The organism is Streptomyces sp. NPDC048636, from assembly GCF_040650655.1.
Lineage (GTDB): Bacteria > Actinomycetota > Actinomycetes > Streptomycetales > Streptomycetaceae > Streptomyces.
The window spans coordinates 181,028-192,119 of the sequence record NZ_JBEZHR010000014.1 but is presented as its reverse complement, the minus strand read 5'-3'; the positions used below and the strand labels follow the sequence as shown (position 1 = coordinate 192,119).

Sequence of the window (11,092 nt, the reverse complement as noted above, 5' to 3'; positions counted from 1 at the left end):
CCCGCCCTCGAGGTCACCGAGACATCCGCGCGCGGACCTCCGCGCACGGGCAGTGGCAGGTCTTCGGACTCACGGGCGCGCCTGCCGATCCCGGAAGGCACCTACTGGCCGTCGCTTCCCAGACCCGGCCGGGCCCAGTGCGTATGACGGCGGTCGTTCCCGCTCACCGCTGCGGGGCAGTCCCGGATTCCCACCGGGTTCCCTCTTACGACGCGTCTGCCTGGCGGACAGGGCGAACCAGCTGCGCGTCCCAGCCTAGGCGTCCGGTGCGGCCCGGGGGAAACCGGCCCGCGGGCATAGGAGTTCACTTCGGCGGAATGATCTCTACAGACCGTCGCGACCGACGCAGACCCGCCGCGACCGATGTCAGCAGACCGATGTCAGCAGAGGAGCTGAACCGCATGTCCCAGGTACGCCGGGCCCATCTCTCCGACCACCGCGCCATCGTCGAGCGCGTCCAGACGTGGTGGGGCGATTCGCGCACCCCCGAACAGGCCCGTGAGCTGTCCCTGTTGCTGCCCAAGCTGTTCCTCCAGTTCTTCTCCGGCACCAGCCTGGTCCGGGAGAACGCGGATGGATCCATCGCCGCCTTCCTGGTCGGCTTCTACTCCGCCGACAACGACGACGAGGCGTATGTCCACTTCGTCGGCGTCGACCCGGCCCTGCGCGGTCAGGGCGTGGCCCGCGGGCTGTACGCGGAGTTCTTCCGGCGCGCCGCGGAGGCGGGCCGCGGTGAGGTCCGCGCCATCACCTCGCCGCGGAACACCGGCTCCATCGCCTTCCACCGCGCCATGGGCTTCGCCCTGGAGCCGGGCGACCGCGAGCTCGACGGTCTGCCCGTGCACGGCGACTACGACGGCCCGGGGCAGCACCGGGTCTGCTTCCACCGGCCGATCACCCGCACGAAGTGAACAACCCGCGCCCGCGGTGAGCGCCACGCCGGTCCGGCCCGTATAGGGAGAAGGTCCTCGCCGTCCGGGGCCCGGGGCGGATCGACGTGAAGGAGGCAGGGTGGTGAAGCACACGCGGCGACGCGTGCGCCATGGCGTACGGTTCGCGGCCGTCGGGGCGCTGGTGGCCGGCGGTCTGATGGTCTCGCAGTCGGTGTCGAACGGATCGGTCCAGGGGTCCGGGGGAGGCGATGCGCCCAGGGTCCTCGGCGACCGGGACGCGGGCCTCGGCGGCCGTCTGGAGACGACGCTCGGCGCCTCCCGTACGGCCGGGAGCTGGCTCGGGACCGATGGGCGTACGGTCGTCGCGGTGACCGACGAGAAGGCCGCCGCCGAGGTCACCCGGGCCGGGGCACACGCCAAGCGGGTGCGCTACAGCATGGAGCAGCTGGACTCCGCGGCGCGGACGTTCCGGGCCGCGCCCCGGGTGGCCGGGACCGCGTGGATGGTGGATCCCACCTCCAACAAGGTCGTGGTGCTCGGCGACAGCACCGTCTCCACCGACCGCTGGTCACGGATGAAGGGCGTCGGCGCGCGGGTGGGCGGGGAGGTGCACATGGAACGCACCACGGGCGCGTTCACCACCAGAACCACCGGCGCCTCGCCGATCTTCGCCACCGGCAGCCGCTGTTCCGCCGGGTTCAACGTGACCGACGGACAGAACGGCTACATCCTGACGGCCGGACACTGTGGCCCCAACGGCACCAGCTGGTTCACCGACACCTCGGGGAAGACCGGTATCGGCACCACCGTCCAGAGCAGCTTCCCCGGCAATGACTTCTCCCTGATCCGCTACGACAACGGAGCCCAGGACCGCAGCGGTGTGGTGGACGTCGGCGGCGGCCGGACGGTGCGGATCACCGGGGTCGCGGACCCCGTCGTGGGCCAGGAGGTGTTCCGCAGCGGCAGCACCACCGGGCTCCGCTCCGGCAAGGTGACCGGGCTGAACGCCACCGTCAACTACCCCGAGGGCACCGTCAGCGGCCTCATCCGCACCACCGTATGCGCCGAGCCCGGCGACAGTGGCGGTCCGCTGCTCGCCCAGGGCGTGGCGCTCGGGGTCACCTCCGGCGGCAGCGGCGACTGCGACCGGGGCGGAGTGACCTTCTTCCAGCCCGTCACCAAGGCGCTCACCGCCCTCGGGGTGACCATCCCGGGGGCCAAGACCGGCGGCGCCAAGGCGGGCGGCGCGCCCACCGGCCCCGCGGGCGGCGCCGTCGCCCCCGACGGCACCGGGACCGAGGACCGCTCGCTCTCCGTCGACGGGGTGGTGAACCGCTTCCGGGACCTCGGCCCCGGAGCGCTGATCATCGGCGCCGGACTGGCCGGGCTGCTGGCCACCCTCACCATCCGGCCCGGCCGGAAGCGCCGTTACCCCGACCACTACTCCACCGGCTGGCGCTGAGCGGGTCCTCCGCCCCGGCGCGCCGTGCCCGTGCACTGCGCCGCGGTGGAGGACCGGTTGCGTACGGTCGGGGCGTGCGTACCGCCGAACGACGGCGATGAACAGGAAGGGCACAGACGTGCGGATCGACCTCACCGGCAGGACCGCTGTTGTCACCGGCTCCTCCCAGGGTATCGGCCTCGCCATCGCCACCGGTCTGGCCGAGGCCGGTGCCACCGTCGCCCTGACGGGCCGTCGTGCGGAGAGCCTGGCCGCGGCGGCGGACCGGCTGCGCGAACAGGTGCCCGCGGCCGACGTCCTCACCGTCGTCGGGGACCTGACCGCGGAGGAGGGGGCCGCCACGCTGTACGACGCGGTGCCCGCCGCCGACATCCTCGTCAACAACCTGGGCATCTTCGGCGCCCAGCCGCCGCTGGAGATCACCGACGCCGAGTGGCGCGCCTATTTCGACACCAACGTGCTCAGCGCCGTACGGCTGATCCGCGCCTATCTGCCGGGGATGACCGAACGCGGCTGGGGGCGGATCCAGAACATCGCCAGCGACTCCGCCATCGTCATCCCGGCCGAGATGATCCACTACGGAATGTCCAAGACGGCCCTGCTCGCGGTCTCCCGGGGCTTCGCCAAGGAGGCCGCCGGGACCGGAGTGACCGTCAACTCCGTGATCGCGGGCCCCACCCACACCGGGGGAGTGGAGGACTTCGTACGGCAGCTGGTCGGCGATGAGCTGCCGTGGGACGAGGCACAGCGCGCGTTCATGCGGCAGCACCGTCCGCAGTCCCTGCTGCGACGGCTCATCGAGCCCGAGGAGATCGCCCATATGGTCGTCTACCTCAGCTCGCCCCAGGCGTCGGCGACGACCGGCGCCGCGGTGCGGGTGGACGGCGGCTATGTGGACGCGATCGTGCCCTGAGCACCCGGCCCGGCCCGGACACCGGCGGGGCGCCCGGGTCGCATACCGCGACGCCCCGTGCCACCGGGCCGCCCTGCACCACAGGCATCACAGCCGAGATGGCCCCCGCCGTCACGGGAGCCATCTCGGCGATAGGGGTGCCGCGGTCAGAGCGTGTGGTGATGCCGGTGCTCCGGGTCCTCGACCACGGGCGCCTGGGCCGTCGGCGAGATCACACGCCGCCGCTTGTAGACGCTGACGTACGCGGCCATGCCGATGACACCGACGGCCATCAGGATCAGACCCACCAAGTGGACGTTGAGGCCATTGGCGTCCCAATCCGTAGCGAAGGTGAGGATGCCCCCCACCGCGATCATGAGTATGCAACCACCCAAGCCCATGGGTATGCCTCCGTACACGAGTTGGCTGATCCGGGCTGGTAGGAAGTCGGGTACCCGCACCCGGCGGGGTCATTCCCGCCCCGCCGTTCTCAGCCGTCACGGTCACCCTCCGCGTCCTCGGACCGGGCCGCCACCACCTCCTCCAGCGCCTTACGGTCCCGGTGTGCCCGCGCCCGGTCCCCGGCGGAGGCGTCGGTGACGTCCAGGAAGATCTGGTCGGCGTACGGCCAGGCGCGCGCCATCGCCGCCTTGACGCGGACGAGCACCCGCTCGACCTCCTCGCTGTCCAGTCCGGGGACCAGGTCGATACGGGCCGCGACCAGGGTGGAGTCATTGCCCAGACGCATCGTCAGCAGTGAGGTCACGGTGTCGATCTCCGGCTGTTCGTCGAGGAACACCCGCAGTTCATGGCGCTGGACCGGATCGATGGCCTCCCCGATGAGCCGCCCGCGGGACTCCATCGCCAACCGGTAGGCCACATAGCCCAGCAGAGCCCCGATCAGGAACGAGGCCGCGGCCTCGTAGGCCGCGTTTCCGGTGACCATGTGCAGCCACATCCCGGCGATGGCGAACAGCACACCGAGACAGGCGGTGGAGTCCTCGGCCAGTACGGTGCGCAGCGTCGGATCGTCGCCGCGGCGCAGTTCGGCGAGGGTGCCATGGCCCGCCTCGCGGGCGTGGCCGCGGACCTGGACCAGCGCCCGGACCAGTGAGGAGCCCTCGGCGAGCAGGGCCACGCCCAGTACCGCGAGACCCACCAGATAGCCGCTGTGGTCCTCCGAACTCCCCGTGTGCAACGCCTCGAAGCCCTGGAAGACGGAGAAGCAGCCGCCCATCACGAAGATGCCGACCGCGGCCAGCAGCGACCAGAAGTAGCGCTCCTTGCCGTAGCCGAAGGGGTGCTGGTCGTCGGGGGCCTTCTTGCTGCGCTTGAGGGAGGCGAGCAGGAACACCTCGTTGAGGCTGTCGGCCACGGAGTGGGCGGCCTCGGACAGCAGCGCGGGGGAGCCCGCGAAGACCCCGCCCACCGCCTTGGCCACGGCGATGACGAGGTTGGCGGCGAGCGCGACGAGGACGGTGACCGCGGTCTTCGCGTCCGGGTCCGGATCCTTCCCCGATCCATCGGCGGAACGCGGTGTGGCATCACTCATCGGCGGGATCTCCGTCTGTCGTCCTGGTGGCCTCCACGCCGTCAGCGGCCGGACGCCCGGGTCCTTCCGCTTCTGTCCAGGCTCCGGGAGGTCAATCGTCACCCATGGGTGGGCCGGACGCCCCTTCGGGAACGTCCGGCCCACGGTGGGGTGTCCGGTGGGGGTCAGCCGGTGGCGCCACCGGGGGCGGAGGGAACCGTGGGGAGCGCGGTGAACAGGTCGAGTCCCATCGCCGTGGCGATGAGCAGCCCGAGCACGCCGAGTGCCACGGCGCCCCATGCCACCGCCGTGACCCAGGTGGCGGGAGCCGGCGCGTGGGCGTCCGTCGCCGCGGCGCGGCGGCGTACCAGCACCACCGCGGCGATCACCACGGCGGCCAGTGCGAAGAGCCCGTTGACGAGGGCGGCGGTGTGCCACGGGGTGCCGTACAACGCGGCGACCTGGTCCCCGGCCTTGCCGGTCTGGGCCGCGATCTGCCCGGACAGCTGCTTGCGCTCCTGCATCATCGTGCCGAGCCAGGTGCCGCTGACGGAGGCGAAGCCCAGTCCGGCGGCCACGACCGCGGCGGCGCCCGGCAGCGCGCCGGGGGCGGCCGTCCGCGGTGCGAGGTGATGGTCCCGGTCGTCCACCGCGGGATCGTCGTCGTGGTCGTCCCCGGCGGGGTCCCCGCCAGGGGTCTCCGTGCGGTCCTCGACCGCGTCCGGGACATCCTCCGCCGTCTTCTGCACGGCGTCCTCGGGTGCTTCCCCCGTCTTCACGGGGTCGGTCGAATGGTCGGTCCTGGTGGTGGTGTCCATAGGCCGGACCGTAGGTACCGAAGATGAGAGTCGGCTGAGAAAGCGGTGTCATCCGACCGCGCCGGAACGGCGGCGCCGGCCGCGTGCGGACCGCCCCGGGCACATACGCTGGCCGAAGCGTCTCTCCGATGGCCGAAAACCTTCGCTGGACGACAGGAGCACACACCGTGGTCAGCCCCACCCACGACGGCGCCGCCCCTGCCGGAGGACCGCGGCACCGCCTCCGTGCGTGGCTGCTGGAGGGGCTGACGGACATGGCGAAGCGCCAGCCCGGCCCCTACGCCCAGGAGGAATCCGCGCACCGGGGGCAGTCCTGGTGGCGAGTGATGTGCCTGACCGGTCTGGACTACTTCTCCACCCTCGGTTACCAGCCGGGGATCGCCGCGCTCGCGGCCGGACTGCTCTCCCCGGTGGCCACCGTGGTGCTGGTGGTGGTCACCCTGGTGGGCGCCCTGCCGGTGTACCGGAGGGTGGCCGAGGAGAGCCCGCACGGCCAGGGGTCGATCGCCATGCTGGAGCGGCTGCTCACCTTCTGGAAGGGCAAGCTGTTCGTCCTCACCCTGCTGGGCTTCGCCGCCACCGACTTCCTCATCACCATCACCCTGTCGGCCGCCGACGCCACCGCACACCTGGTGGAGAACCCCCATCTCACCAGCGCTCTGCACGGCCACGAGGTGGCCGTCACACTGATCCTCGTCGGCATGCTCGGCGCGGTGTTCCTCAAGGGGTTCACCGAGGCCATCGGGATCGCGGTGGTGCTGGTCGGGGCGTATCTGCTGCTCAATGTCGTGGTCGTGGTCGTGGGGCTGTGGCATGTGTTCAGCGCGCCACATGTCATCCCCGACTGGTCCCACGCCCTGACCGCCGAACGCGGCAGCCCGCTGCTCATGGTCGGTGTGGCCCTGATCATCTTCCCCAAGTTGGCGCTCGGCCTCTCCGGATTCGAGACCGGCGTGGCCGTCATGCCGCATATCGAGGGCAAGCCCGGGGACACCGAGGAACGCCCCGCCGGGCGGATCCAGGGCGCCCGGAAGCTGCTGACCACCGCCGCGGTGATCATGAGTGTCTTCCTGATCACCTCCAGTTTCATCACCACCCTGCTGATCCCGCAGAAGGCGTTCGAGGAGGGCGGCCCGGCGAACGGGCGTGCCCTCGCCTATCTCGCCCACGAGTACCTGGGATCGGCGTTCGGCAGCGTCTATGACGCCTCCACCATCGCCATCCTCTGGTTCGCCGGGGCCTCGGCGATGGCCGGGCTGCTCAACCTCATGCCCCGCTATCTGCCGCGCTACGGTATGGCGCCCCACTGGGCGCGCGCGGTCCGCCCCATGGTGCTGGTCTTCATCCTCGTCGCGTTCCTGGTGACCTGGCTCTTCGAGGCCAATGTCGACGCCCAGGGCGGCGCCTACGCCACCGGTGTCCTGGTCCTCATCACCTCCGCCGCCATCGCCGTCACCATCGCCGCCCGGCGGGCCCGGCAGCGCGGCTGGACGATCGGTTTCGGGATCATCGCGGTGATCTTCCTGTACACCACGGCGGTCAACGTCGTCGAGCGGCCCGACGGCGTCAAGATCGGCGCCTGTTTCATCGGCGGCATCATGGCGGTCTCGCTGCTCTCGCGCGTCGCCCGCGCCTTTGAGCTACGGGTGACCAGCGTGTCCTTCGACCCCATGGCCGAGCGGTTCATCCGCGACACCGCCCACCGCAGGATCCGCCTCATCGCCAACAAGCCCGAACGCCGCGACCTGGCCGAGTACCGCGAGAAACAGCACCAGATCCGCTCCGACAACGACATCCCGCCGGACGAGGACATCATCTTCGTCGAGGTCACCGTCGCCGACCCGTCGGAGTTCGAGAGCGAGCTGCGGGTGTGCGGAGAGGTGGTGCACGGCCGCTACCGGGTGCTCACCCTCCAGAGCGCCACCATCGCCAACGCACTGGCGGCCCTGCTGCTGCGGGTGCGGGACGAGACCGGGCAGCGGCCGCATATCTACTTCGAGTGGACCGAGGGCCATCCGCTCGCCCACTTCCTGCGCTTCTTCCTCTTCGGACAGGGCGAGGTCGCGCCGGTCACCCGCGAGGTGCTGCGGGAGGCCGAACCCGACCGCGCCCGCCGCCCCCATGTCCACGTCGGCTGAACGGTCCACGCCTGAACGGTCCACGCCGGGCCGAACGTCAGGGTTCCGTCAAGTCCGGGCCCTCCCGCGTACGGAACGCGTCAGTACGCCCGGCCACGAGAGGCACCCGGCCCCCGTTCGGCCTAGCGTGGAGACATGGGACGGGGAACGGACCGAGCGGCCCCGGTGCCCGGCGGGCAGCGCGCCGGGCACCCGGTGTCCGCGCACTCCGACAGTGACCGCCGGTGGCGCGGGGACGCCCGGTGCGCCGCGTACTGCGCGCTGATGTTCGTGGCGCTGACCACCCTGCTCGACTGGGGGTCGGGAGGGCTCACCGTCGGCCGTGCCGATCTGTGGGCGCTGATCGGTGCCGTGGTGTTCACGGTGCTCCGCCCGGCCCGGGTCACCGCCGGCGACGGCTGGCTCGCCGTCCAGGGACTGCTGCGCGAACGACGGGTGCGCACCGACGCCCTGGTCACGGTGGTGCAGTACGGATCCGTCTCCACCCGCCTTGTGCTGCGCGACGCACACGGGCACGCGGTGGAGCTCGACCCCGAGGTGCTGGTGGCCAACCCCCTGCTGTGGCACCGGCTGGACGCGGGCGCCCGCCGCTCCCGTCAGCGCGGCACGCTGCGGCGGGGCTCCGCCGTACTGGACCGGCTGGGCGAGCGTATCGACGGCGACACCGCCCGCGCGATCCTCAAGGCGTCCGGGCTGGACTGAGCGTCCCGCCTGTCCCGGAGCGCGCGCCGCGCAGTCCGCGCGGTGCGGGCCGGGTCAGGGCGCCACGGGCGCGGTGTCCGGCTCCGGGTCCGCCGCGGGCAGGCTGTCCATGAAGGAGCTCACCGAGAACACCGCCCGGCCCGGCCCCGGCGGACCGTAACCGGGCGGCGAGGTCAGCCCGAAGTCCTCCAGCGTCGCCCGGTAGGTCTCCAGCAGCCGGATGTGGTACTCCAGCGGCGCGCCCTGCGGATTGGCCTTGCCCAGCGGGGTGGTCGGCTCCGGACACCAGGTGGTGAACCGGGGCACCACCCCGTGCGACATGAAGAACCGCAGCCCCTCGGCGGTCGAGTCGATGGCCTCGCCCACCGAGGTGAAGCCGAACGGCTCGGCCATCTCCACGCCCGCCACGAAGTTCGGGATCACATTGCGGGCGCCGAACACCTCGGTCGAGTCCAGGATGCGGCGGTGCCACTCGTCACGGCCGACGTAGCGCTCCTTGCCCGGACAGTACAGCTCGAACAGACGCCGGTCCCACACCTCGAAGTTGGGGTGGTAGATCCGGACCCCGTAGTCGTGGAACCGCTGTACGTCAGCCTTGGGCAGCGCCTGCGCCACCACCTTGCCGATCCACCGGCCCGGGAAGCGCTCCTCGATGGCCTTCGCGTATTGGCCGTAGAAGTCGGCCTCGTCCCGGCCGCCCACCTGCGAGGTGATGGCGCCGCCGGTGAGGGTGTACGCCTGGGAGGCGCGGCCGGTGTCATACCGGTCGATGATCTCCAGCGCCTCCAGCACCTCATCGACCGGCTTCACCCCGGTGTACGGACGCCCGGCCGCCTTGTGCTGACGCCAGTTGTGGTTGATGTCGCAGTACTGGCACTCCTCCTTGGCGCCGAAGTACTGGCACACCCGGAACACCGTCAGATAGACGAGATATCCCCACTGGATGGTCGGCGCCACCTCCATCACCGACTTGCCGTTCGCCAGGGTGTGACGGTAGTAGTCCGGCATCGGCGGCAGCCCGACGTCCGCGATCCGCCGCCCGTCCAGATACAGGCCCAGCGCCCCGTCCTCACCGGCCCGCACCACGTACGGCGACGCCGGATTGACCCGTACGGACACCACCGTGCGGCGCAGGTCGTAGGGGCCGCCGGTGAGCACGATCTCCTCGGGCGGCCGGTTCAGGGCGGCGGCTCCCAGCTCCGGCAGAGTGCGGTGGTCGAAGGAGAAGATGAAGTACGACTTCGGCTTGACGTCGCCGTCCTCGTTGCCACTGAGCGCCGACTCGTCGAATGCCATACCACCGCGCAGCAGATCCTCTTTGAGGACGGCCTCCCGGGGCACCTGGGGGAAGCGGTCCATCAGGTCCTCGACCAGCGCGGTACGTCCTTGGCTCTCCATCAGCTGCACCATCCCTGGCTTTGTAGGGGCTCGGTACGGACTTGGCGGCACCTCCGCAGGTCATCCGCGTGCAACACCTTAGAACAGCGCCTCTGTTCACCCGCAGGCGCGCCCCTTCACATGGCGTCCCCGCTCCGGGACGGCCACCTCCGGACCGGCCGTAGCGCGCCCCGCGGCGGTCCGCTCTACGGTGGAGGGCATGGCCGTCACCCGGCTCGGCCTGGTGGTCCACCGGGCCCGGCCCGCCGCCGTCGAGGCGTCCCGTGTCGCGAGTTCATGGGCCGCCGCCCATGGCCTCGCCTGCACCGAGATCGACGTATGGCGCGGCGACCATCCGCGGCGCAGCGCCCAGGAGGAGGCCGAGGCCGCCGGGCACCCCGATCTGATCGTCACCTTCGGCGGCGACGGCACCTTTCTGCGCGGCGCCCGTATCGCCGCCAAGGACGGGGGATCCGCGCTGGGGGTGAACGTCGGCCGGGTCGGCTTCCTCACCGAGATCACCCCCGACCAGGTGGAACACGCGCTGGACACCGTGCACGCGGGCGATGCCACGGTCGAGGAGCGGATGCTGCTCACCCTGCGCTCCTCGCGGCTCCTGGAGATGCCCACCGGCATGGACGCGCTGCTGCGCTACGGCCGGGGCCCGGTCCTGCCACCACCGAAGATCCGCCCCGGCGGCCCCGAGGAGGTCGGCTGGGGCGTGGCGCTCGACGTCGTCGCCGTGAACGACGTGGTCTTCGAGAAACTGGCCCGCGACCGGCAGGCCAGCCTCGGGGTGTACGTGGCCGGTCAGCTGCTGGCCGCCTACTCGGCAGACGCGATCATCGTGGCCACTCCCACCGGCTCCACCGCCTACAGCTTCGCCGCCGGTGGCCCCGTGGTCTCCCCGTCCATGGACGCGCTGGTGTTCACCCCGGTGGCCCCGCACATCGCCTTCGACCGCACGGTCGTGGCCGCCGTCGACGAGGCCGTCGCCGTACGGGTGCTGCCCCACTCGGGGCGGGTGGCGGTGAGCATCGACGGCCAGCTGCGCGGAGTCCTGGAGCCGGGGGACTGGGTGGCCGCCTACCGGGCACCGGACCGGCTGCGGCTGGTGCGACTGGAGCCCATGGAGTTCTACCGGCGGCTGCGCGACCGCTTCCGGCTCGCCGACTCGCCCGCCGCCGACGCGGCACCGCCGTTCTACCGTCCGCGCACCCCGGTCCCCGCTGATCTGGCCCATCTGCGGCTGCCCCCGCCACTGCCCTAGGAGTCATGA

General features: G+C 71.5%; 10 protein-coding genes and 1 riboswitch. Of the genes, 6 read left to right on the top strand and 4 right to left on the bottom strand.

Going from position 1 to position 11,092, the window contains the following annotated elements:
- Positions 1–53: 53 nt before the first annotated feature.
- Positions 54–240: riboswitch (cobalamin riboswitch) on the bottom strand.
- Positions 241–401: 161 nt separating this feature from the next.
- The 3 genes from AB0C66_RS29640 to AB0C66_RS29630 all read left to right on the top strand — a co-directional run bounded on the left by AB0C66_RS29640 (position 402) and on the right by AB0C66_RS29630 (position 3,268).
- Positions 402–911: a GNAT family N-acetyltransferase gene (locus AB0C66_RS29640; protein WP_362445266.1), complete on the top strand. Its 510-nt coding sequence runs from the start codon at positions 402–404 to the stop codon at positions 909–911.
- A gap of 103 nt (positions 912–1,014) precedes the next feature.
- Positions 1,015–2,355 (top strand): S1 family peptidase, encoded by a 1,341-nt coding sequence (locus tag AB0C66_RS29635; RefSeq protein WP_362445335.1) that lies wholly within the window; start codon positions 1,015–1,017, stop codon positions 2,353–2,355.
- A gap of 118 nt (positions 2,356–2,473) precedes the next feature.
- Positions 2,474–3,268 carry an SDR family oxidoreductase gene (locus AB0C66_RS29630; RefSeq protein WP_362445263.1) on the top strand — a complete coding sequence of 265 codons (795 nt, stop codon included), beginning with the start codon at positions 2,474–2,476 and terminating at the stop codon, positions 3,266–3,268.
- Positions 3,269–3,414: 146 nt separating this feature from the next.
- Here AB0C66_RS29630 and AB0C66_RS29625 read toward each other — a convergent pair whose 3' ends face one another.
- From AB0C66_RS29625 to AB0C66_RS29615, 3 genes are all read right to left on the bottom strand, one after another.
- Positions 3,415–3,648, bottom strand: coding sequence for a hypothetical protein (locus AB0C66_RS29625; protein ID WP_362445260.1), 234 nt, complete (start codon positions 3,646–3,648; stop codon positions 3,415–3,417).
- An 89-nt stretch (positions 3,649–3,737) separates the two neighbouring features.
- Positions 3,738–4,799: a cation diffusion facilitator family transporter gene (locus AB0C66_RS29620; protein WP_362445257.1), complete on the bottom strand. Its 1,062-nt coding sequence runs from the start codon at positions 4,797–4,799 to the stop codon at positions 3,738–3,740.
- 164 nt (positions 4,800–4,963) lie between these two features.
- Complete coding sequence (locus tag AB0C66_RS29615) at positions 4,964–5,596, bottom strand: hypothetical protein (protein ID WP_362445255.1); 633 nt, start codon at positions 5,594–5,596, stop codon at positions 4,964–4,966.
- Between the two features lie 254 nt (positions 5,597–5,850).
- Here AB0C66_RS29615 and AB0C66_RS29610 point away from each other — a divergent pair, with 254 nt between their 5' ends.
- Both AB0C66_RS29610 and AB0C66_RS29605 read left to right on the top strand, forming a co-directional pair.
- On the top strand, positions 5,851–7,734 hold the full coding sequence (locus AB0C66_RS29610; RefSeq protein WP_362445332.1) for an amino acid transporter: 1,884 nt from the start codon (positions 5,851–5,853) through the stop codon (positions 7,732–7,734).
- Between the two features lie 135 nt (positions 7,735–7,869).
- Complete coding sequence (locus AB0C66_RS29605) at positions 7,870–8,436, top strand: hypothetical protein (RefSeq protein ID WP_362445252.1); 567 nt, start codon at positions 7,870–7,872, stop codon at positions 8,434–8,436.
- A gap of 54 nt (positions 8,437–8,490) precedes the next feature.
- Here AB0C66_RS29605 and AB0C66_RS29600 read toward each other — a convergent pair whose 3' ends face one another.
- On the bottom strand, positions 8,491–9,834 hold the full coding sequence (locus AB0C66_RS29600) for a radical SAM protein (protein ID WP_362445329.1): 1,344 nt from the start codon (positions 9,832–9,834) through the stop codon (positions 8,491–8,493).
- 199 nt (positions 9,835–10,033) lie between these two features.
- On the opposite strand from AB0C66_RS29600, the gene AB0C66_RS29595 reads away from it, so the two are divergent.
- A complete protein-coding gene (locus AB0C66_RS29595; RefSeq protein ID WP_362445249.1) occupies positions 10,034–11,083 on the top strand; it encodes an NAD(+)/NADH kinase in 1,050 nt (349 codons plus the stop codon).
- Positions 11,084–11,092: the final 9 nt, after the last annotated feature.

Coding starts and splice junctions, on each gene's coding strand:
- AB0C66_RS29640 (WP_362445266.1), top strand. CDS start 402: ATGTCCCAGGTACGCCGGGCCCATCTCTCCGACCACCGCGCCATCGTC.
- AB0C66_RS29625 (WP_362445260.1), bottom strand. CDS start 3,648: ATGGGCTTGGGTGGTTGCATACTCATGATCGCGGTGGGGGGCATCCTC.
- AB0C66_RS29620 (WP_362445257.1), bottom strand. CDS start 4,799: ATGAGTGATGCCACACCGCGTTCCGCCGATGGATCGGGGAAGGATCCG.
- AB0C66_RS29615 (WP_362445255.1), bottom strand. CDS start 5,596: ATGGACACCACCACCAGGACCGACCATTCGACCGACCCCGTGAAGACG.
- AB0C66_RS29610 (WP_362445332.1), top strand. CDS start 5,851: ATGGCGAAGCGCCAGCCCGGCCCCTACGCCCAGGAGGAATCCGCGCAC.
- AB0C66_RS29605 (WP_362445252.1), top strand. CDS start 7,870: ATGGGACGGGGAACGGACCGAGCGGCCCCGGTGCCCGGCGGGCAGCGC.
- AB0C66_RS29600 (WP_362445329.1), bottom strand. CDS start 9,834: ATGGAGAGCCAAGGACGTACCGCGCTGGTCGAGGACCTGATGGACCGC.
- AB0C66_RS29595 (WP_362445249.1), top strand. CDS start 10,034: ATGGCCGTCACCCGGCTCGGCCTGGTGGTCCACCGGGCCCGGCCCGCC.